Source organism: Rahnella sp. P4_A8 (assembly GCF_056402435.1).
This window is the reverse complement of the sequence record NZ_JBFUHK010000002.1, coordinates 241,274-267,833: the sequence shown is the minus strand read 5'-3', so window position 1 is coordinate 267,833 and position 26,560 is coordinate 241,274. Positions and strand designations below refer to the sequence as shown.

At 52.5% G+C, this 26,560-nt stretch carries 25 protein-coding genes and 1 pseudogene; 15 read left to right on the top strand and 11 right to left on the bottom strand.

The window, feature by feature from the left end:
- Positions 1-305 precede the first annotated feature (305 nt).
- Positions 306-2,585, top strand: coding sequence for an NADP-dependent oxaloacetate-decarboxylating malate dehydrogenase (gene maeB / locus AC1DUO_RS02395; protein WP_013574414.1), 2,280 nt, complete (start codon positions 306-308; stop codon positions 2,583-2,585).
- A 59-nt stretch (positions 2,586-2,644) separates the two neighbouring features.
- Here the strand turns inward: maeB and uriH are convergent, their stop codons facing one another.
- The 4 genes from uriH to amiA form a co-directional block, all read right to left on the bottom strand.
- On the bottom strand, positions 2,645-3,592 hold the full coding sequence (gene uriH / locus AC1DUO_RS02390; RefSeq protein ID WP_013574415.1) for a uridine-preferring nucleoside hydrolase UriH: 948 nt from the start codon (positions 3,590-3,592) through the stop codon (positions 2,645-2,647).
- 54 nt (positions 3,593-3,646) lie between these two features.
- Positions 3,647-4,096, bottom strand: coding sequence for a YaiI/YqxD family protein (locus tag AC1DUO_RS02385; protein ID WP_013574416.1), 450 nt, complete (start codon positions 4,094-4,096; stop codon positions 3,647-3,649).
- Complete coding sequence (gene hemF, locus AC1DUO_RS02380) at positions 4,096-5,079, bottom strand: oxygen-dependent coproporphyrinogen oxidase (RefSeq protein WP_015689490.1); 984 nt, start codon at positions 5,077-5,079, stop codon at positions 4,096-4,098. The genes AC1DUO_RS02385 and hemF overlap by 1 nt, the downstream gene beginning before the upstream one ends.
- A gap of 99 nt (positions 5,080-5,178) precedes the next feature.
- The gene (gene amiA / locus AC1DUO_RS02375) at positions 5,179-6,063 is read right to left on the bottom strand and encodes an N-acetylmuramoyl-L-alanine amidase AmiA (protein WP_037036359.1); all 885 of its coding nucleotides are present in this window, start codon (positions 6,061-6,063) and stop codon (positions 5,179-5,181) included.
- 276 nt (positions 6,064-6,339) lie between these two features.
- Here amiA and AC1DUO_RS02370 point away from each other — a divergent pair, with 276 nt between their 5' ends.
- Positions 6,340-6,765, top strand: a complete 426-nt coding sequence (locus AC1DUO_RS02370) for a GNAT family acetyltransferase (RefSeq protein ID WP_013574419.1) — start codon at positions 6,340-6,342, stop codon at positions 6,763-6,765.
- 63 nt (positions 6,766-6,828) lie between these two features.
- On the opposite strand, the gene AC1DUO_RS02365 is transcribed toward AC1DUO_RS02370, so the two are convergent.
- Positions 6,829-7,227 carry a YgiW/YdeI family stress tolerance OB fold protein gene (locus AC1DUO_RS02365; protein ID WP_041673194.1) on the bottom strand — a complete coding sequence of 133 codons (399 nt, stop codon included), beginning with the start codon at positions 7,225-7,227 and terminating at the stop codon, positions 6,829-6,831.
- A gap of 217 nt (positions 7,228-7,444) precedes the next feature.
- On the opposite strand from AC1DUO_RS02365, the gene AC1DUO_RS02360 reads away from it, so the two are divergent.
- The 10 genes from AC1DUO_RS02360 to AC1DUO_RS02315 all read left to right on the top strand — a co-directional run bounded on the left by AC1DUO_RS02360 (position 7,445) and on the right by AC1DUO_RS02315 (position 16,812).
- A complete protein-coding gene (locus tag AC1DUO_RS02360) occupies positions 7,445-7,888 on the top strand; it encodes a DUF2919 domain-containing protein (RefSeq protein WP_013574421.1) in 444 nt (147 codons plus the stop codon).
- A gap of 150 nt (positions 7,889-8,038) precedes the next feature.
- The gene (locus tag AC1DUO_RS02355) at positions 8,039-8,668 is read left to right on the top strand and encodes an RpoE-regulated lipoprotein (RefSeq protein ID WP_183065307.1); all 630 of its coding nucleotides are present in this window, start codon (positions 8,039-8,041) and stop codon (positions 8,666-8,668) included.
- Between the two features lie 104 nt (positions 8,669-8,772).
- Complete coding sequence (locus AC1DUO_RS02350) at positions 8,773-9,672, top strand: Dyp-type peroxidase (RefSeq protein ID WP_037036357.1); 900 nt, start codon at positions 8,773-8,775, stop codon at positions 9,670-9,672.
- Between the two features lie 212 nt (positions 9,673-9,884).
- Entirely contained in the window at positions 9,885-10,907 is a 1,023-nt protein-coding gene (cysP, locus tag AC1DUO_RS02345; RefSeq protein WP_112151264.1) for a thiosulfate ABC transporter substrate-binding protein CysP, read from the top strand.
- Positions 10,907-11,737: a sulfate/thiosulfate ABC transporter permease CysT gene (gene cysT, locus AC1DUO_RS02340; RefSeq protein WP_013574425.1), complete on the top strand. Its 831-nt coding sequence runs from the start codon at positions 10,907-10,909 to the stop codon at positions 11,735-11,737. The genes cysP and cysT overlap by 1 nt, the downstream gene beginning before the upstream one ends.
- Positions 11,737-12,612 carry a sulfate/thiosulfate ABC transporter permease CysW gene (cysW, locus tag AC1DUO_RS02335; protein ID WP_013574426.1) on the top strand — a complete coding sequence of 292 codons (876 nt, stop codon included), beginning with the start codon at positions 11,737-11,739 and terminating at the stop codon, positions 12,610-12,612. Before cysT ends, cysW begins: the two co-directional genes overlap by 1 nt.
- Complete coding sequence (gene cysA / locus AC1DUO_RS02330; RefSeq protein WP_013574427.1) at positions 12,602-13,696, top strand: sulfate/thiosulfate ABC transporter ATP-binding protein CysA; 1,095 nt, start codon at positions 12,602-12,604, stop codon at positions 13,694-13,696. Before cysW ends, cysA begins: the two co-directional genes overlap by 11 nt.
- Before the next feature lie 115 nt (positions 13,697-13,811).
- The gene (gene cysM / locus AC1DUO_RS02325; protein WP_013574428.1) at positions 13,812-14,696 is read left to right on the top strand and encodes a cysteine synthase CysM; all 885 of its coding nucleotides are present in this window, start codon (positions 13,812-13,814) and stop codon (positions 14,694-14,696) included.
- 102 nt (positions 14,697-14,798) lie between these two features.
- Positions 14,799-15,482 carry a response regulator transcription factor gene (locus AC1DUO_RS02320; protein WP_013574429.1) on the top strand — a complete coding sequence of 228 codons (684 nt, stop codon included), beginning with the start codon at positions 14,799-14,801 and terminating at the stop codon, positions 15,480-15,482.
- The gene (locus AC1DUO_RS02315; protein ID WP_013574430.1) at positions 15,463-16,812 is read left to right on the top strand and encodes a HAMP domain-containing sensor histidine kinase; all 1,350 of its coding nucleotides are present in this window, start codon (positions 15,463-15,465) and stop codon (positions 16,810-16,812) included. The genes AC1DUO_RS02320 and AC1DUO_RS02315 overlap by 20 nt, the downstream gene beginning before the upstream one ends.
- Before the next feature lie 55 nt (positions 16,813-16,867).
- On the opposite strand, the gene crr is transcribed toward AC1DUO_RS02315, so the two are convergent.
- From crr to cysZ, 5 genes and pseudogenes are all read right to left on the bottom strand, one after another.
- The gene (gene crr, locus AC1DUO_RS02310; protein ID WP_013574431.1) at positions 16,868-17,377 is read right to left on the bottom strand and encodes a PTS glucose transporter subunit IIA; all 510 of its coding nucleotides are present in this window, start codon (positions 17,375-17,377) and stop codon (positions 16,868-16,870) included.
- Positions 17,356-19,153: pseudogene (gene ptsI / locus AC1DUO_RS02305) on the bottom strand (phosphoenolpyruvate-protein phosphotransferase PtsI). The gene crr and the pseudogene ptsI overlap by 22 nt, the downstream one beginning before the upstream one ends.
- Positions 19,154-19,203: 50 nt before the next feature.
- Positions 19,204-19,461, bottom strand: a complete 258-nt coding sequence (gene ptsH, locus AC1DUO_RS02300) for a phosphocarrier protein Hpr (protein WP_013574433.1) — start codon at positions 19,459-19,461, stop codon at positions 19,204-19,206.
- 403 nt (positions 19,462-19,864) lie between these two features.
- The gene (cysK, locus tag AC1DUO_RS02295; RefSeq protein ID WP_013574434.1) at positions 19,865-20,830 is read right to left on the bottom strand and encodes a cysteine synthase A; all 966 of its coding nucleotides are present in this window, start codon (positions 20,828-20,830) and stop codon (positions 19,865-19,867) included.
- Positions 20,831-21,040: 210 nt separating this feature from the next.
- A complete protein-coding gene (cysZ, locus tag AC1DUO_RS02290) occupies positions 21,041-21,841 on the bottom strand; it encodes a sulfate transporter CysZ (RefSeq protein ID WP_449632217.1) in 801 nt (266 codons plus the stop codon).
- 223 nt (positions 21,842-22,064) lie between these two features.
- Here cysZ and zipA point away from each other — a divergent pair, with 223 nt between their 5' ends.
- The 3 genes from zipA (at position 22,065) to AC1DUO_RS02275 (ending at position 25,402) form a co-directional block, all read left to right on the top strand.
- Positions 22,065-23,063 (top strand): cell division protein ZipA, encoded by a 999-nt coding sequence (zipA, locus tag AC1DUO_RS02285; RefSeq protein WP_015689493.1) that lies wholly within the window; start codon positions 22,065-22,067, stop codon positions 23,061-23,063.
- Positions 23,064-23,134: 71 nt separating this feature from the next.
- On the top strand, positions 23,135-25,156 hold the full coding sequence (gene ligA, locus AC1DUO_RS02280; RefSeq protein WP_013574438.1) for an NAD-dependent DNA ligase LigA: 2,022 nt from the start codon (positions 23,135-23,137) through the stop codon (positions 25,154-25,156).
- A gap of 3 nt (positions 25,157-25,159) precedes the next feature.
- Positions 25,160-25,402 (top strand): DUF3820 family protein, encoded by a 243-nt coding sequence (locus tag AC1DUO_RS02275; protein ID WP_013574439.1) that lies wholly within the window; start codon positions 25,160-25,162, stop codon positions 25,400-25,402.
- Between the two features lie 78 nt (positions 25,403-25,480).
- Here AC1DUO_RS02275 and AC1DUO_RS02270 read toward each other — a convergent pair whose 3' ends face one another.
- Positions 25,481-26,470, bottom strand: coding sequence for a bile acid:sodium symporter family protein (locus tag AC1DUO_RS02270; protein WP_013574440.1), 990 nt, complete (start codon positions 26,468-26,470; stop codon positions 25,481-25,483).
- Between the last annotated feature and the right edge of the window lie 90 nt (positions 26,471-26,560).

The window sequence follows — 26,560 nt, the reverse complement described above, 5'->3', positions numbered from 1 at the left end:
CTCCTACCCTGCATCATCCGGTTAACAAACTGAATGCGCTTTTTCTGATTACTGCAATGGGTCTCAACAATGGCGGCCCCTGTTGCCCGTCAAACTGAGCGTCTGGCGAGAAAAGCGCAAGGACAAACTTTAAGCTTAGTGCATTTTTACGAGACGTCTTCCATGAATGAAAAGTAATCAATGTAACCGCTAATTTTTGGTCGTGATCCGCGTTTAGTCGTGGCAGGGTTATCTATACTGGTCAGCGGGAAAACCAGATGCTGATATTTCCCCGTACCCTACAAAAACAAGAAAAGGATCCTGCAATGGACGAACAACTCAAGCAAAGTGCGCTCGATTTCCATGAGTTTCCGGTGCCCGGAAAAATTCAGGTTTCGCCCACCAAGCCTCTTGCGACACAACGTGATCTGGCGCTGGCCTATTCTCCGGGCGTTGCTGCCCCGTGTCTGGAGATCGCTAAAGATCCACTGGCGGCATACAAATACACCGCACGCGGCAATCTGGTGGCGGTGATTTCCAATGGTACTGCCGTTCTCGGACTGGGGAATATCGGTGCACTGGCAGGGAAACCGGTGATGGAAGGCAAGGGCGTATTGTTCAAAAAATTCGCCGGTATCGATGTTTTTGATATCGAAGTGGATGAGAACGATCCCGATAAACTGATCGATGTGATTGCCGCACTAGAGCCGACATTCGGTGGCATCAATCTTGAAGATATCAAAGCGCCGGAATGTTTCTACATTGAAAAAAAGCTTCGGGAACGCATGAAAATCCCGGTGTTTCATGACGATCAGCACGGCACCGCCATTATCTGTACTGCCGCAGTATTAAATGGTCTGCGCGTGGTTGGGAAAAGCATTTCCGATGTGCGGCTGGTCGTTTCCGGCGCAGGGGCTTCCGCCATCGCCTGCCTGAATTTGCTGGTGGCGCTGGGGCTGAAACGCCACAACATCACGGCCTGCGATTCCCGTGGTGTGATTTATCAGGGGCGTGAAGAAAATATGGCCGAAACCAAAGCGGCGTATGCCATTGCAGATAACGGCCAGCGTACGCTGGCCGATGCAATCCCGGATGCGGACATTTTCCTGGGCTGTTCCGGCCCCGGCGTGCTGACGCAGGAGATGGTGAAAACCATGGCCAAAGATCCGCTGATTCTGGCGCTGGCCAATCCGGAGCCGGAGATTTTACCGCCGCTGGCAAAAGCCGTCCGGCCGGATGCCATTATCTGCACCGGACGCTCGGATTACCCGAATCAGGTGAACAATGTGCTGTGTTTCCCGTTCATTTTCCGCGGCGCGCTGGATGTCGGGGCGACCACCATTAATGAAGAAATGAAACTGGCCTGCGTTCATGCTATCGCGGATCTGGCGATGGCCGAACAAAGTGATGTGGTGGCTTCCGCTTACGGTGAAGAAGAGCTGTCTTTCGGCCCCGAATATATTATTCCTAAGCCTTTTGACCCGCGTTTGATCGTGAAAATTGCGCCTGCGGTGGCGAAAGCTGCAATGGATTCCGGTGTGGCCATGCGCCCGATTGAGGATCTGGAAGCGTATACCGAAAAACTCGCCGAGTTCGTCTACAAAACCAATCTGTTCATGAAACCCATTTTCTCGCAGGCGAAGAAAGACGCTAAACGGGTGGTGATGGCAGAAGGAGAAGAGGAGCGCGTACTGCATGCCACGCAGGAGCTGATTTCCCTCGGGCTGGCGAAGCCAATTCTGGTCGGGCGTCCCAGTGTCATCGCTATGCGCATCAAAAAGCTCGGCCTGCAACTGGAAGCGGGACGGGACTTTGAAGTGGTGAACAACGAATCTGATCCGCGTTTTAATGAATACTGGCGTGAATATTATGAGCTGATGAAACGGCGCGGTGTATCGCAGGAGCAGGCGCGTCGGGCAGTGATCGGCAATCCGACACTGATTTCTGCCATCATGCTGCTGCGCGGAGAAGCCGATGCGATGATTTGCGGCACGGTTGGCACCTATCATGAGCATTACGATATCGTGGAGAATGTATTCGGGTTTCGCAAAGGTACACATGTTGCCGGGGCGATGAATGCGCTGTTGCTGCCGAGCGGCAACACTTTTATTGCGGATACCTACGTCAATGATGACCCGACGCCGGAACAACTGACGGAAATCACGCTGATGGCGGCAGAAACGGTGAGGCGGTTTGGCATTGAGCCGAAAGTTGCGCTGTTGTCGCATTCCAGTTTTGGTACATCAGACAGCCCGGCTGCGCTGAAAATGCGGCGTACGCTGGAGCTGATTAATGAGCGTGCTCCTGATCTGGAAATTGACGGTGAGATGCACGGCGACGCGGCGCTGGTCGAAAGCATCCGCCAGGACATCATGCCGGACAGCCCGCTGAAAGGTTCAGCAAATATCCTGATCATGCCGAACATGGAATCAGCGCGTATCAGTTACAACCTGCTGCGGGTGTCGTGTTCGGAAGGAGTGACCGTCGGACCGGTGCTGATGGGGGTGTCGAAACCGGTACATATCCTGACGCCAATTGCATCGGTCAGGCGAATAGTCAATATGGTGGCGCTGGCTGTCGTTGAAGCACAAACCGAGCCTTTATAAACACCTTATAGTGAAGAAAACGGGCCTCATAGCGAGGCCCGTTTTTCTCAATCGCTGGCTCAGTATTTTACTTCGCCGATACGCTCCAGCGCATCGACGATCAGATCCCAGAAACGCTGATGATCAAGTTTAACTGCCACTTGTGTATGGCAATCCGGCGGAGCTGGGACGCGGAAATCGGCTACTGTCATGCCCAGCGTTAAAGTGCCGGTCAGTTCGATATCCACCGGCACTTTTTGCACGGTCATTACGTTCGGATCAATCACGTAAGCCACAGCACAAGGATCATGAACCGGTGGAGAATCAAAGCCCTGACGGTCTTTGTAGCTCAGACCAAAGAACTCCAGCAACTCACCGACAAATTTAGCGGGCTGAGTACCCACAGCGGCAATGCGCGCGGCGACTTCTGGTGTCGCCAGCGCCTGATGGGTTAAATCCAGTCCGACCATGGTCAGCGGCCATTTTTCGTTGAACACGATATGCGCGGCTTCAGGGTCAATCTTGATATTGAATTCTGCGACCGCACTCCAGTTACCCACGTGATAACCGCCGCCCATCAGCACGACTTCCTTCACGCGTTCAGCAATGCGCGGTTCTTTGCGCACCGCCATGGCTATGTTGGTCAGCCCGCCAGTGGGTACCAGCGTGATAGTTTTCGGTGGATGAGACATGATCAAATCAATGATCAAATCGATAGCGTGAACCGGCTCCAGCGTAATGACGGCTTCCGGCAGCACCGGCCCGTCAAGACCTGATTCGCCGTGGATTTCGTCAGCCACTTCAATCTGACGCACCAGCGGACGGGTTGCGCCCGCCGCAAACGGCACGCCGGTCAGATTAATAACACGCGCCACGGCAAGGGCATTGCGGGTGACTTTCTCCAGCGTTTGATTGCCGACGACCGTAGTAACGGCCAGCAACTCAATTTCCGGGTTACCGTGAGCCAGTAACATCGCGATAGCGTCGTCGTGCCCCGGATCGCAATCAAGGATGATCTTTTTGACCATTTTTTATTCCTTTAATTAATGTAGTGGTACGTCGGTTTCGTCAGCCAGATCGGATTATTTTTTAGCGTGTTGCAGCCACTTATCCAGTTCATTGGCAAATTGCTGGCGGTCGCGCTGATTAAGCGCGGGTGGTCCGCCGGTCTGTACGCCGCTGGCGCGCATGGTGTCCATGAAATCACGCATATTCAGACGTTCTTTAATGGTTTCAGTCGTGTAACGCTCGCCGCGTGGGTTGAGCGCAACACCACCTTTTTCAATCACTTCCGCTGCCAGCGGAATATCGGCGGTGATCACCAGATCGCCGGGTTCGGTGCGTTTCACAATTTCGTTATCCGCAACGTCGAAACCCGCTTCTACGCGTAAGGTGCGCAGGAATTTTGACGGCGGTGTGCGGATGATCTGGTTGGCAACCAGTGTCACCATCATGCCGGTGCGTTCCGCGGCGCGGAACAGCACTTCTTTAATGACGTTCGGACAGGCGTCTGCATCAACCCAGATTTGCATCAGTTTGGCGCTCCGTTTTCAGATAAGCCCTTTTCAGCCAGCCAGTCGCGAACTGGCAGGAAATCGCTGTAAAGCGCGGCCTCCGGGCTGCCTTCTTCAGGTTGATAGCCGTATTCCCAGCGCACCAGCGGCGGCATCGACATTAAAATGGATTCTGTACGGCCACCGGTTTGCAGACCAAACAGTGTTCCGCGATCCCACACCAGATTGAATTCGACGTAGCGGCCACGGCGGTAAAGCTGGAACTGGCGCTCGCGTTCGCCCCACGGCAGGGCTTTACGTTTTTCCACTATGGGCAGATAAGCGTCGGTAAAGCCGTTGCCCACGGCCTGCATAAAGCTGAAGCTGGTGTCGAAATCCGGCGAATTCAGGTCATCAAAGAATAAGCCGCCGATACCGCGTGCTTCGTTGCGGTGTTTGATAAAGAAGTAATCGTCGCACCACTTTTTGTATTTCGGGTACACATCATCGCCAAACGGCTGGCAAAGTTGTTGTGCTGTCAGGTGCCAGTGGCGGGCATCTTCTTCAAAACCGTAATAAGGCGTGAGGTCAAAGCCACCGCCAAACCACCAGACCGGTGCTTCGCCGGGCTTTTCCGCAATGAAAAAGCGTACGTTGGCGTGGCTGGTTGGCACATAAGGATTCAGCGGATGAATAACCAGTGAAACGCCCATCGCCTGAAAACTGCGACCAGCCAGTTCGGGGCGATGCGCGGTTGCTGAGGCAGGCAGGGTGGCACCGGCAACATGCGAGAAGTTTACCCCCGCCTGTTCAAACACTGCGCCATGGGTCAGCACCCGGCTCTGGCCGCCGCCACCTTCTTCCCGTACCCATTGATCTTCAGAGAACTGGCCGTTGCCATCAGCGGCGGCCAGTTGCTGGCAAATATGATCCTGGAGCTTAAGCAGGAAAGTTTTAACTTGCTGGATGTCGGGAATGGATTGGCTCACGGGCAAACTCGCAGACGTTGACTGAAAAGACATTCAGCGCTTTGCAGGCGCTGAATCAGAAAGAGGAAGTGATTATATACCCAAAATCATCCGGGTCGCCCAGATGCGTCTGCTTTTGGTGGCGGAAGAACTTTACCGTGGCTTGCGTTCATTGGCATCGAAGTAACTGAAGAAATTCACAATACCCTGAGAAATCGCCTGTGCGATCTCGCGACGGAACGCTGTGGTGCTGAGCAACTGTTCTTCCTGGTGATTGGTGATAAACGAAGTTTCCACCAGAATCGACGGGATCGACGGAGATTTCAGAACAGCAAACGCCGCCTGTTCGGTCTGCTGGCTGTGCAGATGGTGGATCGGGCGGATCCTGTCGAGCACGTGATGCCCTAATGTCAGACTGTTTTTGATGGTGTCGGTTTGCACCAGATCGAACAAAACCTGTTGCAGATAATTGTTGTCTTCTTTGGCATATTTCGCGCCCGCGACCAGATCGGCATCGTTTTCTTTTTTTGACATATACCGCGCCATTGTGCTGCTGGCACCGCGATTAGAGAGGGCGAAAACAGACGCGCCGGAAGCGGTGGGGCTGGTGTAACCATCGGCATGAATCGAGACAAACAAATCGGCCTGATGCTGATGCGCCAGTTCAACGCGCTGATAAAGCGGAATAAAGTGATCAGAGTCACGGGTCAGTTTAACTTCAATATGACTTTGTTCGCCGAGGAATTCCCGCACATAGTTGGCGATTTCCAGCACGACGTGTTTTTCTTCCGAGCCTTCATGACCGACCGCACCGGAATCGATGCCGCCATGGCCGGGGTCAATCATCACCAGTTTTTTTGCGCCTGGCGGTTTAGGGGCCGGGGCTGATTTGGTGATGTGTTCCTGCTGCGCAGCGCTGGCAGAGCGCGAACCGAATGCGGCAATCGCTAATCCCAGCCCGGACAACAATAGCTGGCGACGTGTGGCGGTGGCAGGCAAAGGCTGGAAATGCAGAAATTTGTTCAGAGGGTTTAACATCAGTCCGTTACCGTCAGAAAAGTGCAGAATGCTCTATGTTATAGAGTATCTTTTTTATAGTTTCGATCTGAGAACTATTACTTTTTATGAATATTGTGTCGTGAATGATGTCATGACCGAATAAATATCCGTTGCAGGAAAGGTGTCACGTTGTTTTATGTGAAGATTTTATCGTTCAAAATGGTTTGTAAAGTCCTCAATTTGTGATTTTGATGTTGCGTATCAAACAGATCACGCGATAATCATATAAACCCCTATCAACAGCGGCGAACAGTGATGGAAATTCGCGTATACCGTCAAGAAGATTTTGAAGAAGTACTGACCTTATGGGAGCGCTGCGATTTATTGCGCCCGTGGAATGATCCTGAGCTGGATATTGAACGTAAAATTAACCACAGCCCGGAGTTTTTCCTGGTGGCGGAAGTCGGTGGTGAAGTGGTAGGCACGCTGATGGGGGGGTATGACGGTCATCGTGGTTCGGCGAATTATCTGGGTGTGCATCCGGATTATCGCGGGCGTGGCATTGCCAATGCGCTGGTTAACCGTCTGGAGAAGAAGTTAATCGCCCGCGGCTGCCCGAAGATGAATTTAATGGTGCGTGCTGAAAACGATGCAGTGGTCAGTATGTATGAAAAACTGGGTTATGAAATTTCGGATACTCTTTTGCTTGGCAAACGTTTGATCGAAGATCAAGAGTACTGAAGCTGTTTCCTCAATAAAAAGCCCCGGCAAGTATGACTTTGCCGGGGCTTTTAGTTTTCTGATTTACTTAATCAATTTTACGCTTTTGACATCCACTTCCACAGAGTTCCAGTCTTTATCGACTTTACCTTCAATGCGGATTTTGTCCTTCGGCGACACGTTCTGTCCCTGCCAGCGTTTGCCGTCAATTTCGACATTGAGTGTGCCGGTATTGTCGCGGAAAATGTATTTATCGTGGTCGATACGCTGATCGATAAACCCTTCCAGCATAACCCACTGATCATCTTTCATGGTTTGCGCATCTTTTACTGTACTCAGCGCCGTGGTGCCAGTGAAACCGCCCTGTGCTGCTGGCTGGGTCTGCGACTCCTGCGCTGACGGGCCGTTAAAGCCACCGGTCTGTTGGGCAAATGCAGTCGCTGAACAAAGTGCAATCAGGGTTGCCAGAGTGATCTTCTTCATCATAATAGGTCGTCCTTAATTTAACGTTTCCGGGTACCGGCAACTATGACATCGTTTCGCATGTCTTGCCGTGCTGGAGACCATTAAAACAGACAGTTCTTAACAGTTTCTTAAGCGCATACCCGGCATACTTTACATTGCAGATTATGAATTATTTTGGGTATGTCCTTGAGTGATGGTTAACTTTCACCTTATTTGCAGGAATGTTGTCCTTTTTATGAACCCGGATGATTATAACGACCACGGTATGTTGCGATTGCCGCTGTGGTTCTGGACTATTTTGATTTTGCAGGCGAGGACCTGGTTATTGTTTGTGATGGCCGGCGCATCGCGCCAGCAGGGGAGTGATCTGCTGGCGTTGTTTTATCCTGATCAGCAAAGTTTCTGGTCTGGCATGCTGCTCGGGTTGCCGCCCGCGCTGGTTTTTCTGCTTAGCGGCCGTCGCCATCTGTGGCCGCGTATCTGGCAGGCCGGTTACTGGTTACTCCTGGCAGGGATGTTTATCACTTTCGCATTGCAGGGGCTGGGGCTGTGGCAAAGCACAGATACGATTTCCGGCGTGGATATCGTGCTGGCCTTGCTGGATGCCGCCGCGCTGGCTTACTGGTTACTGAGCCGCCGTCTGCGCGCTTGTTTTGATGCCGCGCGGCGTCTGGCCTGATGCATATTCCATTCGAGGCTGAACTTTTTTACCAGAAAAGTACTCGAACTGGCGCTGAACAATAATGCGTAAATAAATAATAATTTCACTGCCGGTTTATCCGTCAGGCCGCACCGGCCAACGGGAACGGGGAGTATAGGAGTGTACCGAATGACTGTTCGCCTGCGGGTTCGCCCGATGTTACTGGTGCTGCCGCTGATCCTGACCGGCTGTTCGTCGATGTCATCTATGTCATGGCCGGGCGTGTCCTGGTCAGCCATGAATCCGCTTAACTGGTTTGGCAGCAGCCTGACGGTCAGCGACAAAGGGGTGGGTGATATTACAGCCAGCACCCCGCTGACAGAAACGGCCATTAAAGATGCGCTGGACGGCGACTATACCCTGCGCAGCGGTATGTCGATGAGCAACGGCAAAATGCTGAGCTTCTTCCAGGCGATGGACGGTAAAGACGTGAAGATGTCGATCAGCGGTGAGCCGAAAGGTAACGTCCAGCGCGTCGATGTTGTTGATACGAAAGTTGAAAGTGAATGGGGCGTTAAAATCGGTACGCCCTTCAGCGATCTCTACAGCAAGGCTTTCGATGTGTGCGTGAAGGGCGAAGGGGACGATGCTGAAAACGTCGAGTGTAAAGCGCCGCAAAGTGCTCACGTGACGTATGTGTTCAGCGGTATCTGGCATGGCCCGGATTCGCTGATGCCTTCGGATGATGCCCTGAAAGACTGGAAGGTCAGCAAAATTATCTGGCGTGCTAATCCTGCGCAGGCCGCTGCCGCGCAATAAACGGGTTTCTCCGCTTAAAAAGCCCTCAATGCCTTGCCTTCGCGCAAGGCATTTTTATTGACATCCGGTATGATATCGCCGGTCAAATTAACGAGGATGAGAAAATGACTCAGGTTCAGAGCGGCATTTTACCCGAACATTGCCGTTTCGCGATTTACATTGAAGCGAAAGCTCAGGGTGACCTGGATGCGCTCCGGCACGGCTGCCGTGCATTTTTGGCCGTACTGGAAGACATGCAGAAAAAATTTCCCACTGAACATCTTGGTGCGGTCGTGGCCTTTGGCAACGATGTATGGCGTGATTTATCCGGAAATCAGGGTGCCGCTGAGCTGAAGTCTTTCGAGCCGCTGGGTAAAGGTCTGGCACCGGCGACGCAGCGCGATATGTTGTTGCACATTCAGTCCCTGCGTCATGACGTGAACTTCGCGCTGGCACAGGCGGCATTGAAAGCCTTCGGCAGTTCAATCACTGTCGAAGAAGAAACCCACGGGTTCCGTGCGCTGGAAGAACGTGACCTCAGCGGTTTTATCGACGGAACTGAAAACCCGAAAGCAGAAGCCCGCGCTCAGGTGGCGATTATTCCTGAAGGCAGTGTTGATGCAGGCGGCAGTTACGTGATGGTTCAGCGCTGGAAACATAATCTGGTGCAATGGGAACGCTTCTCCGTGCAGCAGCAGGAAGATGTTATCGGGCGTACAAAAGAAACCGACGAAGAGCTGGATTCAGAAACTCGCCCGGACACTTCCCACGTCAGTCGTGTTGACCTGAAAGAAGACGGCAAAGGCCTGAAAATTCTGCGCCAGAGCCTGCCTTACGGTACGGCCAGCGGTGAGCACGGTTTGTATTTCATTAGCTATTGCGCCCGTTTGTGGAACATTGAGAAACAGCTGCTGAGCATGTTTGGCGATCTTGATGGCAAACGCGATGCCATGCTGCGCTTCACCCGTCCGGTGACCGGCAGTTATTATTTCGCCCCTTCACTGACCCGACTGTTAGCGCTTTAAGTTCTTCCGGCGCGTTCCGTCGCGGACGCGCCTGCTTCTTCCCTTTTTGTTATTCCCCCATCGCTTGTTAATGCCTTATAGCTTTTCATGCTTGAAAATCACCAAATGGTATATAAAACCGTTACAGCCTGACCCTCAGTTATAAATACACTGTGTGATATTGAGCGACATATATCAGCGTCGCATATCGGTTCACTCACCTAAGGCTAAGCATGAAAACACTCGGATTTACCGGCAATGTGCTGAAAAGTTCTGTGGCGGCATTGTTGCTGGCCAGCGGGGCGGCTTCGGCAACCGAATTGCTCAACAGCTCTTATGATGTGTCCCGTGAACTTTTTGCCGCGCTGAATCCGCCATTCCAGAAACAGTGGGCTGATCAAAATAATGGCGATAAACTCGATATTAAACAGTCGCATGCCGGTTCCTCCAAGCAAGCGCTGGCGATTTTGCAGGGCCTGAAAGCAGATGTGGTGACGTATAATCAGGTGACCGATGTGCAGATTTTGCATGACCGCGGCAACCTGATCCCGGCCAACTGGCAAAGCCGTCTGCCTAATAACAGTTCGCCATTCTATTCCACCATGGCCTTCCTGGTACGTAAGGGCAATCCAAAAAACATTCACAGCTGGGACGATTTAGCACGTCCGGGCGTGAGTCTGGTGTTCCCGAATCCAAAAACCTCCGGTAATGGTCGTTATACCTATCTCGGTGCCTGGGGCGCATTCAATCTGGAAGACAATAAAAACCAGACGCAGACCCGCGAAAAGATGGCGAGTTTCCTGAAAAACGTGCAGGTATTTGATACCGGCGGTCGTGGCGCAACCACCACATTTGTCGAACGTGGACTGGGCGATGTGTTGATCAGCTTTGAATCGGAAGTGAACAACATCCGTAAGCAGTACGGTGATGATAAATATGAAGTGATTGTTCCGAAGGTGGATATTCTGGCGGAGTTCCCGGTCGCCTGGGTGGACAAAAACGTTGAGAAAAATGGCACAGAGAAAGCCGCAAAAGATTATCTGAATTATTTGTGGAGCCCGCAGGCGCAGAAAATCATCACCAGTTTTAACTACCGCGTGTATGACAAAACGGCGATGGCGGCGGCGAAAGAGCAGTTCCCGGAGACCCAACTGTTCAAAGTTGAAGAGCAGTTCGGTGGCTGGCCACAAGTGATGGAAACCCATTTCAGTACCGGCGGTGAGCTGGATAAACTGTTAGAGCAAGGTCACAAGTAATGTTGTTGTCGAGCAAACGCGTATTACCCGGATTCACCCTGAGCCTCGGCAGCAGTTTGTTGTTCGTGTGCCTGGTGCTGTTGCTGCCGCTGAGTGCACTGGTGATGCAGTTGTCACAAATGACACTGGCACAATATTGGGATGTGATCACCAACGGTCAGGTGGTGGCGGCCTATAAAGTAACGCTGCTGGCGGCGGGCGTGGCGAGTATTTTTAACTGTTTCTTCGGCATGCTGATGGCGTGGATCCTGACCCGTTATGAATTCCCGGGTAAAAGTCTGATCGATGGTCTGATGGATTTGCCGTTTGCCCTGCCGACGGCAGTCGCCGGTTTAACGCTGGCAGGATTGTTTTCTACCACCGGTTTTTACGGTCAGTGGCTGGCGCATTTTGATATCAAAGTGGCGTACACCTGGCTTGGTATTGCGGTGGCGATGGCATTTACCAGCATCCCGTTTGTGGTGCGTACCGTGCAGCCGGTGCTGGAAGAATTAGGCCCGGAATATGAAGAAGCGGCTGAAACGCTGGGCGCTTCGCGCTGGCAGAGTTTTCGTCGCGTGGTGTTGCCGGAAGTGATGCCTTCCTTGCTGGCGGGTACGGCGTTGTCCTTCACCCGCAGCCTGGGCGAATTCGGCGCAGTGATTTTCATCGCCGGTAACATTGCCTGGAAAACCGAAGTGACCTCGCTGATGATTTTTATCCGCTTACAGGAGTTTGATTACCCGGCAGCCAGCGCTATTGCTTCGGTGATCCTCGCCGCATCGCTGCTGTTGCTGTTTGCGATTAACACCTTACAGAGCCGTTATGGCCGTCGTCTGGGAGGCCAGTAATGTCTGATATTCCGGCTTTTGCGGGCGAAAGACGTCAGCGTATTGACTGGGTGAAATGGTCGTTGATCGGCACGGGGGTGCTGATTTGTATTCTGCTGCTGGTGATCCCGATGATCAGCATTTTTGTGCTGGCGTTTTCCGACGGCATTGCAGCGGTGTGGAAGAACCTGTCGGACTCCGACATGTTGCATTCTATCTGGCTGACCGTGCTGATGGCGCTGATCACCGTGCCGGTGAACCTGATTTTCGGCACGTTGCTGGCCTGGCTGGTCGCGCGCTTTAATTTCCCGGGACGTCAGTTATTACTGACGCTGATCGACATCCCGTTTGCGGTTTCACCAGTGGTTGCCGGTTTACTGTATTTGCTGTTTTACGGCACCAACGGCCCGATTGGCGGCTGGCTGGATGCGCACAATATTCAGTTTATGTTCGCCTGGCCGGGCATGGTGATGGTGACAGTATTCGTCACCTGTCCGTTTGTCATCCGTGAGCTGGTGCCGGTGATGTTGAGTCAGGGCAGTCATGAAGATGAAGCCGCGGTGTTACTGGGTGCGTCCGGCTGGCAGATGTTCCGCCGCGTGACCCTGCCGAATATCCGCTGGGCATTACTGTATGGCGTGGTGCTGACCAACGCCCGCGCGATTGGGGAATTCGGGGCGGTATCGGTGGTGTCCGGTTCTATCCGTGGCGAAACCTACACGCTGCCATTACAAGTCGAATTACTGCATCAGGACTACAACACCGCAGGCGCGTTTACTGCCGCTGCGCTGTTAACCCTGATGGCAATTGTCACACTGTTTCTGAAAAGCGGCCTGCAATGGCGTCTGAAGCGCCACAACGACCGTCTTGAGCGGGAGGAAAGTCATGAGCATTGAAATTAACGGTATCAACAAATATTTTGGCCGCACTAAGGTGCTCAATGATATCTCGCTCGATATTGCTTCCGGAGAGATGGTGGCGTTGCTCGGGCCTTCCGGCTCAGGTAAAACCACGTTGCTGCGTATTATCGCCGGACTGGAAAATCAAAGCGCCGGACACCTGAGTTTTCACGGTAAAGACGTGACGCGCCTGCATGCCCGTGATCGCCAGGTCGGTTTCGTTTTCCAGCATTATGCGCTGTTCCGCCATATGACGGTGTTCGACAACATCGCGTTTGGCCTGACGGTGCTGCCGCGCCGTGAGCGTCCGAATGCTGAAGCCATCAAACAGAAAGTCACTAAATTGCTGGAGATGGTGCAACTTGGCCATCTGGCAAACCGTTATCCGGCACAGCTTTCCGGCGGTCAGAAACAGCGTGTGGCGCTGGCCCGTGCGCTGGCGGTTGAACCGCAAATTCTGCTGCTGGATGAACCTTTTGGCGCGCTGGACGCACAGGTGCGTAAAGAGCTGCGCCGCTGGCTGCGTCAGTTGCATGAAGAACTGAAATTCACCAGCGTGTTCGTGACTCACGATCAGGAAGAAGCGATGGAAGTCGCTGACCGCGTGGTGGTCATGAGCCAGGGTAATATCGAACAGGTCGGCGCCCCGCAGGAAATCTGGCGTGAACCGGCAACCCGTTTCGTGCTGGAATTCATGGGTGAAGTTAATAAAATTCATGGCGAAATCCGGGGATCTCAGCTGTACGTCGGTGCATATCACTGGCCGCTGGATAACCCGCCCCTGCATCAGGGTGTGGTCGATTTATTCCTGCGTCCCTGGGAAATGGAAATTACGCCGCACAGTACAGCACGCTGTCCGTTGCCGGTGAAGGTGCTGGAAGTCAGCCCGCGTGGCCATTTCTGGCAGCTTATCGTGCAGGCCGAGGGCTGGCACGACGAACCGCTTTCGGTGGTGCTTTCCGAAATCCACGGTAATAGCGCACCTCAGCGCGGCGATCGTTTCTATGTCGGCGGACTGAATGGCCGCCTGTATGCTGGCGACCAGCCGTTACAACCCGTTGCGTTAGCGAAGAGTGCCTGATATTTTTTAATCAGCATTTTTCTCAGGGCGGTCATCGGGCCGCCCTTTTTATCGCCTGATACCTGTTTATGTGTTTTTTATCAGTCAATATACCTTTTTAATATAAGGCAAGCCCGTGAGTACGCTCGAACATTACATCGGCAATACCCCTCTGGTGAGATTACAGCGTCTGACGCAGGGGCTGGACAGCGAGATTTGGGTCAAGCTGGAAGGCAATAACCCCGCCGGTTCGGTTAAAGATCGCGCCGCGCTGTTTATGATTGAGCAGGCGGAAAAACGGGGCGAAATTCATCCGGGGGATACGCTGATTGAAGCCACAAGCGGCAATACCGGCATTGCGCTGGCGATGATTGCGGCGCTGAAAGGCTACAGGCTTAAATTGCTGATGCCCGAAAATATGAGCCTTGAGCGTCAGGCATCAATGCGGGCGTATGGTGCTGAACTGTTGCTGGTCAGCCGCGCGCAGGGAATGGAAGGCGCACGTGATCTCGCTCTGGAAATGGAAAAACAGGGACTGGGGAAAGTGCTGGATCAGTTTAACAATCCTGACAATCCGCTCGCACATTTTACGACGACAGGCCCTGAAATCTGGCAACAGACACACGGGCGCATCACCCATTTTGTCTCCAGCATGGGCACTACCGGCACGATAACCGGTGTCAGCCGTTATCTGCGCAGCCAGCATGCTGGCGTGAAAATTGTCGGGCTGCAACCGTCAGAAGGCAGCAGCATTCCAGGTATCCGCCGCTGGCCGGAAGAATATCTGCCGGGCATTTTCAATCCTGAACTGGTCGATGAAGTGATGGATATGGGGCAGGGCGAAGCAGAAGACACCATGCGGGCGCTGGCGCGTAGGGAAGGTATCTTCTGTGGCGTGAGTTCCGGGGGGGCGGTAGCGGGCGCTTTACGCGTCGCCAGAAATCATCCGGGTAGCGTGATTGTGGCGATTATTTGTGATCGTGGTGACCGTTATTTATCCACAGGTGTGTTTAATGTTTGATCCTATATTCATCTGTTGAATGTAAAATTAGAGTAAAAGCGGCTGCTAATGGCTGGCTTAGTGGTAAAAATGACCAAAATTTTAGCCAGGCGGAAATGAAGAATGAAAATTTTATTAGTCGATGACGATCTTGAATTAGGCACCATGCTCAGCGAATACCTGATCGCAGAAGGCTTTGATGCTTCTCTGGTGCTGACCGGTAAAGCGGGTGTGGAAGGTGCGATGTCTGGCGAATATACCGCAATGATCCTCGACATTATGCTGCCGGACATGAGCGGTATTGATGTATTGCGCCAGGTGCGTAAAAACAGCCGTCTGCCGATCATCATGCTGACCGCGAAGGGTGACAACATTGATCGTGTCATCGGTCTGGAAATGGGCGCAGATGATTACATGCCAAAGCCGTGCTATCCGCGCGAACTGGTGGCGCGTCTGCGTGCTGTGCTGCGTCGTGTGGAAGAGCAGCAGGAATCACACTCTGATAACTCCTCGGTCAACTATGGCGATCTGACGCTCAATCCGGCGACCCGCAGCAGTGAATGGCGCGGCGTGCCATTCGATCTGACGGCTTCTGAGTTCAACCTTCTGGAGTTACTGTTACGTTCTCCTGAACGCGTGGTATCGAAAGATGAGTTGTCGGAAAAAGGTCTCGGGCGTCCGCGCGAAGCTTATGACCGCAGTATTGATGTGCATATCAGTAACATCCGTCAGAAACTGGGGTCACTGGAAGGTGGCGATATTCTGACTATTGAAACGGTGCGCAGCATTGGCTATCGAATCCGCTAAACGACTGCGCGGCAGACTGTTCTGGAAAATACTGCTGGGATTCTGGTTTACTTTCGTGGCGATCACTCAGGGCCTCTGGGTGGTTTTTGCTTTCTACAATCCACATGAACCGCCGGAAAGCGGAATTGCCCGCCGGTTTGTGAAACTGCAAATTACCTCGGCTGTTTCCACGCTGCATTACGGCGGTCTGCCTGCTCTTAACGCCATGATGGCCGACTGGCCGCAAGATGACCGACAATTCTTCTCAGTGTCGCCGTCGTTGCTGCCTGCTAAAGGCAATACGATTAAGGATCTGGAACCCGGTAAAATTCCGCATGAAGTCGTGCAGTTTGTGCAGGGACCGGACGGGCAGGGTTACCGGCTGAAATATGATGTTGACGGGCTGATGCATGAATATCGCCCGAGACGTCACAGGGACTGGCTGAATATGCCGCCGCCACTGTTGTGGCTGGGTGGACTGGGCGGTTTACTGTTCAGCGCCGTACTGGCATGGAACCTGACGCGGCCAATGTTGCAAATGCGTAAAGCCTTCGGACGGGTGGCGCAGGGGGATTTATCAGTCCGCCTGTTTACCAGCATGGGTAAGCGGCACGATGAGCTGTCTGAAGTGGCGCGTGATTTTGACTCTATGGCTGAACGCCTGCAGGTGCTGGTCAAAGCGCGTGAAGAGCTGTTGCACGATGTCTCGCATGAACTGCGTTCTCCGCTGGCACGTTTGCAACTGGCAATCGGTCTGGCGCGGCAGAATCCGTCGAATGTCGAAAGCTCCCTGAGTCGCATAGAACACGAAGCGGGCAGGCTGGATAAAATGATTGGCGAACTGCTGGCGTTGTCACGTACTGAAAGCAGTGAAATCCCTGATGAAGAGTATTTCGATCTCTACGGATTGGTGGAGGCGGTCGTTAATGATGCCCGCTATGAAGCGCAGTTGCCGGGGGTCGAAATCGCGATGTACCCCGGGTCTCCGGATAACATGGATTACACCGTGAAGGGTAATGCTGAGCTGATGCGTCGTGCGGTGGATAATGTGGTGCGTAATGCCCTGCGTTTTTCGGCTCGCGGCCAAACTATCAGTGTTTCACTGGCTCAGGTTGAACAGTATTTGCAAATTGAAGTGGCCGATCAGGGGCCGGGCGTGGAAGAAGATAAGCTGTCGAGTATCTTTGACCCGTTCGTGCGCGTGAAATCGCCGCTGTCAGGCAAAGGCTACGGCCTGGGGCTTGCGATCACCCGCAAAGTGATGTTGGCGCATGAGGGGAAAGTAGATGCCCGTAACGCGCAGCCTCATGGCCTGATCATCAGCCTTCAAGTCCCGCACTGGCAAATGTGAGGCAATAAAAAACGGCGCTGATTAGGCGCCGTTTTTTTACTTCTCGCTGAGCAAATTACTTCCTGATGCGGATGATTGGGGTTTCGCCCACAGTCACGCTACCAGTCAGTTTAATCAGCTCTTTGATCTCGTCCATGTTAGAGATGACAACCGGAGTCAAAGTAGACTTCGCTTTCTCTTCCAGCAGAGCCAGATCAAACTCGATAACCAAATCGCCTTTCTTAACACGTTGACCTTCTTCAGCGATGCGTTTGAAGCCTTCGCCTTTCAGTTCAACGGTGTCGATACCGAAGTGCACGAACAACTCAATGCCACTGTCGGATTCGATTGAGAAAGCATGGTTAGTTTCGAAGATTTTACCGATAGTGCCGTCAACCGGAGCAACCATTTTGTTGCCAGATGGTTTGATAGCAATACCGTCACCAACGATTTTCTCAGCGAAAACAACGTCTGGCACATCTTCAATGTTGACAATTTCACCAGAGATTGGCGCTACGATTTCAATAGTGCCAACGTCTTTTTTATCATCAGAAACCAATGATTTCAGTTTATCGAACAAACCCATGATCTTCTCCTAAGCATTAATTTGGGCAGCTTTACCAGCATCGCGCAATTAGCAGAGTGTTTTTTCTTCAATGAACTTGTTAACCAGGTTCATCAACTCTTGCGCCGTAGGTTGGGCCAGGGCCTGGTCTGCCAGCGCTTTCACATCTTCGAAGTTTGTATTGCGAATAATTTTCTTGATGCGTGGGATAGAGATAGCGCTCATGCTGAACTCATCTAACCCCATGCCCAATAGAAGAAGTGTAGCACGTTCGTCACCGGCTAGCTCGCCGCACATCCCTGTCCATTTACCGGCAGCATGAGATGCGTCAATAACTTGTTTAATTAAACCAAGTACAGACGGAGACATTGGGTTGTACAGATGAGAAATCAGCTCGTTACCGCGATCCACCGCCAAAGTATACTGGGTAAGATCGTTTGTACCAATACTGAAGAAATCGACTTCTTTCGCCAGGTGATGCGCAATCACAGCCGCTGCGGGTGTTTCCACCATCACGCCGACTTCGATAGTCTCATCGAATGCCTGGCCTTTTTCACGAAGCTGCACTTTCAGCATTTCGAGTTCTGCTTTCAGTTCACGCACTTCTTCAACAGAAATGATCATCGGGAACATGATGCGCAGTTTACCGAACGCAGAAGCACGCAGAATGCCTTTCAGCTGATCGTGAAGAATTTCTTTGCGATCCAGACAGATACGGATTGCGCGCCAGCCCAGGAACGGGTTTTCTTCTTTCGGCAGGTTCATGTACGGCAGGTCTTTGTCACCGCCGATGTCCATGGTGCGTACGATAACTGCCTGTGACCCCATCGCTTCAGCAACGGCTTTATACGCCTGGAATTGCTCTTCTTCGGTAGGCAGACTGTCACGATCCATGAACAGGAATTCTGTACGATACAGGCCGACACCTTCAGCGCCATTGCGCTCTGCACCGGCGACGTCGCGCACGGTACCGATGTTGGCACAAACTTCAACCTGATGACCATCAAGCGTGATAGCCGGTAAGTCTTTCAGTTTAGTCAGTTCGTCTTTTTCAGTGATGTACTGGTTCTGAACGGCTTTCAGCTCGTCAATAACGTCTGCTGTCGGGTTGACATAGATTTTATTGTTAACAGCATCGAGGATCAGATAGTCATCATTTTTAACTTGTTTGGTCACATCGCTGGTACCCACGATAGCAGGCAGTTCCAGGGAGCGGGCCATGATTGAGGTGTGGGAAGTACGACCACCCAAATCAGTGATAAAGCCCAGAACCTTGTTCAGGTTCAGCTGCGCTGTTTCTGATGGCGTCAGATCGGTCGCAACCAGGATAACTTCGTCCTGGATGGAGCTCAGATCAACGATGGTCATGTTCAGAATGTTGCGCAGCAGGCGTTTACCGATGTCACGCACGTCAGCCGCACGTTCTTTCAGGTATTCGTCATCAAGCTCTTCCAGGGCTTTCGCCTGGCCTTCAATGACAGAGAAAGCTGCAGCGTCAGCAGAAGCGTGCTCGTCTTTGATGAGGGCTATGATTTCCTGTTCAAGCTCTTCGTCTTCCAACAACATGATGTGGCCTTCGAAGATGGCTTCTTTCTCTTCACCGAAGGTCTCACCGGCTTTGGTCTTGATCACTTCCAGTTGAGCAGACGCTTTCGCACGGCCCGTCAGGAAACGTTCAACTTCCTGATCAACGTGATCTGGAGAGATTTTTTTCCGGTTGATGACAATTTCATCTTCTTTCAACAGAAGTGCTTTGCCGAAAGCGATACCGGGAGATACTAAAATGCCTGAAATCATAACCCTACCTTTCTCTTGACTGGTTTAAACTTTATAAGAGCGGCTGTGTATTACTCGAGCTCTGCCATCAGTTTTACCAAGTGTTCAACGGCTTTCTGCTCGTCTTCACCTTCAGCTGAGAGGGTCACAACGGTACCTTGGGTCAGGCCCAGAGTTTGCAGTTTGAAAAGGCTTTTAGCACTGGCGCTTTTACCGTTTGAAGTCACGGTGATGTCAGAAGCGAAACCTTTAGCTTCTTTCACGAACTGTGCAGCAGGGCGAGTGTGCAGACCATTAGGAGCGGTAATAGTAACTTCTTGCTGGAACATTGTTGTTTCCCCAACTTATTAAAGTAATGTTGTGGAGCTAAAGTTTAGCTTATGGCCTTCACTTTAGCCTGTAGAGATTCGCGCCTGACTATGGTTCAGGGGCAGGTTCAGATGCAACAGAAAAGAGAAAATAACGCACTCAGCGATAAAACTCTTTGCCCTGGATCCAGGCTTTTTCTGTTATTCCTCCATTATGCCGTCTTTTCCCCTCGTGTAACAAATCAGTAAATCGATTCAGCGGGGAAGACTCGTGGAAGCGATTAATTTCGAGCATCGAAATAATTGTCCGGTTAAATACTAAACCTGGCGGGTAAAATCAATGACGAAGTGGTGTAAAGTTTGACGCAGGCCACAAAAAAGCACCCCTCGAGGTGCTTTTTTGGCCGCTTTTAAGGATGTGGCATTATTGTTGCAATTCTTTTTCAGTGAATAAATCTGCAAACAATGCGGTACTCAGATAGCGTTCACCGGAAGAAGGCAGAATAACCACAATCGTTTTATCTGCAAATTCCGGTTCTTTGGATAATTTCACCGCAGCTTCAACCGCAGCACCGGAAGAAATCCCGGCCAGAATGCCTTCTTCTTCCATCAGACGGCGTGCCATCTGAATGGATTCGTCGTTGGTGATTAGCGTGACACGATCCAGCAATGCCAGATCCAGGTTACCCGGAATAAAGCCTGCGCCGATACCCTGGATTTTATGCGGGCCCGGCTTCACTTCTTCACCGTTGAGCGTCTGGGTGATAACCGGGGAGTCTGTTGGCTCAACGGCCACCAGTTTCACGCTGCTTTTTTTACTTTTCAGATAACGGCCCGTTCCGGTGATAGTCCCGCCGGTACCCACGCCTGCAATCAGCACATCCACTGCGCCATCGGTATCTTCCCAGATTTCCGGGCCGGTGGTTTGCTCGTGGATAGCCGGGTTGGCCGGGTTGCTGAACTGCTGAAGAATAAGATAGCGCTGCGGATCACTGGCCTGAATTTCTTCGGCTTTGGCAATCGCCCCTTTCATGCCTTTGGCGCCTTCGGTCAACACCAGATTGGCGCCGAGCGCTTTGAGCAGCTTACGGCGTTCAACGCTCATGGTTTCCGGCATAGTCAGTGTCAGCTTGTAACCGCGCGCAGCAGCCACATAGGCCAGTGCGATACCCGTGTTACCGCTGGTAGGTTCAACCAGTTCGATATCTTTGGTCAGAATGCCTTTCTTTTCAGCATCCCAGATCATGTTGGCACCGATACGGCATTTTACGCTGAAGCTCGGGTTACGTGACTCGACCTTAGCCAGAATTCGACCATTACCGATACGGTTCAGGCGAACCAGTGGCGTGTGGCCAATTGTTAATGAATTGTCTTCATAGATCTTGCTCATAACCCGTCCTTTAACTGTATGAAATATTCACGGTGTGAAGCTTTCAACACTATGAAATTAGTGGGAATCAGGAAAGCATACGCGAACCGCTTTCCCAGTGAAGTAAGGTTTTGGTATTTGCTATATCGATACGTTATTAAGAAATAAGTTTGAGGGAGAAAAGTCAAGCATAGCAGGCAGCCGCCCGCAGGCGGCTGTGAATAAAAAACGTTATTTGCGGCTGGAATTCACGTCGATACTATTGTTATAAACATCGCTTTTAACGTAAATATTGCGATAACGATCACACCACATGGCCGTCGCGCCGCACACGGCAACCGGCAGGATCACCAGATTCAGCAACGGGATCATCGTAAACAGGCTGACCAGCGAACCAAACTGCATGTTGTCGATTTTGTTGCTGCCGAGCGAACGGCGCATATCGGCAAAGCTGACTTTGTGGTTATCGAACGGATAATCGCAATATTGAATGACGACCATCCACGCGCTGAAGAAGAACCACAGCACCGGGGCCACGGTCTGGCCGATCACCGGAATAAAGTACAGCGCAAACAGCAGCAGGGCGCGCGGCAGGTAATACGCCAGTTTCTGCCATTCACGTTTCATGATACGCGGTAAATCTTTCATGATGTCCCAGATGCCGGTATCAGGCAGCGTTTTCCCTGTCAGGCGCGCTTCGAGTTGTTCGGCGAGCAATCCGCTGAAGGGGGCGGCTATCCAGTTGGCGAGGGTGCTGAAGAGATAGCTGAACACCAGCACGACAGAAAGCACCGCGACCGGCCAGATCAGATAATCCAGCCAGCTGAGCCACGACGGCACCTTGCTCATCATTGCCGGGATCCATTCACCCAGTTGGGTGAACAGCCACCAGAATGCGCCGCCCATCAACAGCACGTTGACGGCGAGGGGTAAAATCACAAAACGTCGTATCCCCGGCAAGGAAATGAGCGTCCAGCCTTGTTTGAAATAATGCACACCATTTTGTTGTCTGGTGCTGTGCGAGGAGGTCATAAACGAAATTTTCTCTCTGAGTTGAATGACATGGGCTATCATATCGGTATGATTTTCCACTGGCTAGCGGTGGATTGGCTGAAAAAACAGCAAAAAAAGGTGCAACTGCCCTATTTATTAGCAGAAAGTAGAGTCGAGACTTGCACTTATCTACGTGGGCAAATAGAGTTAATCATGTGAATGTTTGCCGTGGTGGCAATGTATTAGAACAACAGAGATAGCAATGATGCAGGATTTGCGTCTGATATTAATCGTTGTTGGCGCGATCGCCATAATAGCGTTGTTGTTACACGGTTTGTGGACCAGCCGTAAAGAACGCTCTTCGCTTTTCCGCGATCGTCCAGCTAAACGTGTGAAAAAAGAACGGGAACAATCTCCGTCCGAAGATTTTGTCGATGGAGTGGGGGAAGTGCGCGTGCGTCCTGCTTATCCTCAGGATGAACCGACTTTAGGTCAGTATGACGAGCCCGAACAGACTGCACCGCCACGTCAGCCGCAGGTTTCCCCTGCGCAGCCAGCGCCAGCATCTGTTGCTCGTCCTCAGCAACCGGCTCAGCCGCAGCAACATGCTGTGCAGGATGATCCCTTGCTGAGTGGTTATTCAGCTGCTGAACCCGTCACTGCACCGCGTCGCGAACCTGCCGCAGATTTTGCGCATCAGGAATACACGCCTGAAGCTAAACCGCACGCACCGGTTCCGCCGCAGGAAATTCATGCTGATGCCGCGCCTGCTGCGAAAGCAGAACCTCAGGCTGCACCTTTTGCTCCTGCAGAAGAAGCACCGGCTGAGAAAGCGAAACTGAAAGAGACGGTTCTGGTATTGCACGTTGCCGCGCATCAGGGCGGTGTCATCGGTGGTGAAGTGTTGCTCAACAGCGTGCTTCAGGCCGGTTTCCAGTTTGGTGCCATGAATATTTTCCATCGTCACGTCAGCCCTGCGGGCAGCGGTCCGGTGTTGTTCAGTCTGGCAAATATGGTCAAACCGGGTTCCTTCGACCCTGACAATATGTCTGACTTCTCCACCCCAGGCGTTACGTTGTTTATGATGGTACCTTGCTACGGTGATGCGCATCAGAACTTCAAACTGTTGCTGCAGTCCGCCCAGCGTATTGCCGATGATGTCGGTGCGATGGTGCTTGACGATGAGCGTCGTATGATTACGCCGCAGAAGCTCGAAACGTACAAAGCGCGGATCCGCGAGGTCCTCGAGGCGATCGCCTGAGTCCGGCGTTCGTGAAACACCCACTTCCCTGACCCCCGCTTGCCGGGGGTTTTTTATCTCCACGGTGAGTCATGGCCACTATCGAAGAACAAATCAGTCAATTACGCACTCAGTTGCGCCATCACGAATATCAGTATCACGTTCTGGATGCACCGGAAGTGCCAGATGCCGAGTATGACCGCTTAATGCGCGAATTGCGCGAGCTGGAAACCGCGCATCCTGAGCTGGTCACCGCGGATTCCCCGACGCAGCGCGTGGGGGCGGCACCGCTTTCTGCATTTGAACAGGTCAGGCATCGGGTACCGATGTTATCGCTGGACAACGTATTTGATGAAGAAAGCTATCTGGCATTTTATAAACGCGTGCAGGATCGCCTGAAAACCGCTGAAGCACTGACGTTCTGCTGCGAGCTGAAACTTGATGGTCTGGCGGTGAGCCTGTTGTATGAAAATGGCGAACTGGTGCAGGCTGCCACGCGTGGCGATGGCACGACCGGTGAGAACATCACCGCGAACGTACGCACCATCCGCGCGATTCCTCTGCGTCTGCATGGCGACAACATTCCTGAGCGCCTTGAAGTGCGTGGTGAGGTGTTTATGCCACAAGCGGGCTTTGAAGCGATGAACGACGAAGCGCGTCGTACGGGAGGGAAAGTGTTCGCTAACCCGCGTAATGCCGCCGCCGGTTCGTTACGTCAGCTCGATCCGCGTATCACCGCCAAACGTCCGCTGACCTTCTTCTGCTACGGCGTTGGCCTGCTGGAAGGGGGTGAACTGCCGCGCAGCCACTTCGCCCGCCTGCAACAGTTTAAAGCCTGGGGTTTACCGGTCAGTGATCGCGTCCGCCTGTGTACCGGCAGCGAAGAAGTGCTGGCGTTTTACCGTCAGGTTGAAGCCGACCGTCCGTCACTGGGCTTTGATATTGACGGCGTGGTAGTGAAAATTGACTCGCTGGATATTCAGGAAACGCTGGGCTTTGTGGCACGTGCGCCGCGCTGGGCAACAGCCTTCAAATTCCCGGCGCAGGAACAAATCACGCTGGTGAAAGACGTCGAGTTTCAGGTAGGGCGTACTGGTGCGATCACGCCGGTCGCACGTCTGGAGCCGGTTCTGGTTGCGGGCGTGATGGTCAGCAATGCCACGCTGCATAACGCAGATGAAATCGAACGTCTTGGGCTGCGTATCGGCGATACCGTGATTGTCCGTCGTGCCGGAGATGTTATCCCGCAGGTGGTGGGCGTGGTGCTGGATGAGCGTCCTGAAGATGCCCGCGAAGTGGTTTTCCCGACGCATTGCCCGGTCTGTCATTCTGATGTTGAACGTGTCGAAGGCGAAGCCGTGGCGCGTTGTACGGCGGGTCTGATTTGTGGTGCACAGCGTAAAGAAGCGCTGAAGCATTTCGTCTCCCGCCGGGCGCTGGACGTTGACGGCATGGGCGACAAAATCATCGATCAGTTGGTCGAGAAAGAATATGTCAAAACGCCGGCAGATCTGTTCCGTCTGACGGCGGGCAAACTTACCGGTCTGGACCGCATGGGACCGAAATCGGCGCAGAACGTGGTCCGTGCGCTGGAAAAAGCCAAAGAAACCACGCTGGCGAGATTCCTGTATGCGCTGGGCATTCGTGAAGTGGGCGAAGCCACGGCGGCTAACCTTGCCGCGCATTACGGCTCGGTTGAGGCGCTTAAAGCGGCAGATATTGAATCGCTGAAAGGCGTTCAGGATGTGGGTGATGTAGTGGCGAAACACGTGGTGAATTTCCTGTCGGAAGAACATAACCAGCAGGTCATCGACGAGTTGTTAAGCCCTGAAATCAATATTCACTGGCCGGAAGTGCAGGTCATTGTACCGGAAGAAATCGACAGTCCGTTTGCCGGCAAAACTGTGGTGCTGACCGGTTCGCTGTCGATTCTTTCCCGCGATGACGCCAAAGACCGTCTGACTGCGCTGGGCGCGAAAGTCTCCGGCAGCGTGTCGAAGAAAACCGATCTGGTGATTGCCGGTGAAGCGGCGGGTTCCAAGCTGGCGAAAGCGCAGGAACTGGGCATTGAGGTGATCGACGAGGCGGAAATGATCCGTCTGCTGGGTGAATAAATCATGGAAAAAGAAGATCTGATCCAGATAGCCAATAGAGTGATGCCGTTCGGAAAATACGCCGGACGGGTGCTGATCGACTTGCCGGAAGAATATTTGCTGTGGTTCGCCCGCAAAGATGAATTTCCACAAGGAAAATTGGGTGAACTGATGCAGCTGACGCTGACGATTAAAAGCGAAGGGCTGCAAAACCTGATCAATCCGCTGCGCCGCAATGGTCCGGGACTGGATGGCACCGACGAGTAAACGCTGTTGAGAACGGGTCAACTCATAAAACAAAGGCGCTGAATTCAGCGCCTTTTTTCTGCCTGCTATTTAGCCAGCTTATTCAGTAACAGGCGCGTGTTTCAGCGCCGCTTCCTGTTGTTTTTTCTGATAACGTTTTGCCAGCACCGCGCAGGTCATCAACTGTACCTGATGAAAAATCATCAGCGGCAGCACCATCATGCCAATCGCGCTGACCGGGAACAGAATGTTCGCCATCGGAATACCGTTCGCCAGGCTTTTCTTCGAGCCGCAGAACACGATGGTAATTTCATCGGGTTTGCTAAAGCCCATCCAGCGCGCCATATAGGTATTGATCACCAGGATAAAGGCCAGCAGCACCAGACTGAACACCACGATAAACAGCAGTGAACCGATGCCGACCTGATGCCAGATCCCCTGCGTCACGGCTTCGCTGAAAGCGGAATACACCACCAGCAAAATCGATGTCTGGTCAGTTTTGCCGATCATTTTACGGTGACGTTCGACAAAGCCGCCAATCAGCGGACGGAGTAAATGCCCGGCGACAAACGGCACCAGCAGTTGCAAAACAATATGCCAGACCTGTTCTAAACCATTCCCCGTTTCCCCCTGCACATGCATCAGCAGGCTGACCAGCAACGGCGAAACAAAAATCCCCAGCAGACTTGATGCGGAGGCGCTGCACACCGCTGCCGCTACGTTCCCGCCTGCCAGTGAGGTAAATGCAATCGCCGACTGCACCGTCGCAGGCAAAATACACAGATAGACAAAGCCGCTGTAAATTTGCGGACTGACGTCTACCGGATGCCACCACTGGAAAAGCAGCCCGAGGATCGGGAATAAAATGAAGGTACTGAACATCACCCACAAATGCAGACGCCAGTTATTGCTGCCCTGAAAAATAGCTTCGCGCGAGAGTTTTGCGCCATGCATGAAAAACAGCAGGCCGATGGCGAAAATGGTCAGATTATTGAAGAAAGCCACAAATATGCCGCTGGCCGGGAAGAACGTCGCCAGCAAAACCGTAGCGATGAGTGTCAGGGTAAAGCGATCGGGTAAGAAGCGCATAACAAGTCTCGGATTTGTTGTTTCTGAATGCGGCTATTCTGAGTCTTTGCGATACAATTAAAAAATTGATTTATTTAATCCATTAATGCA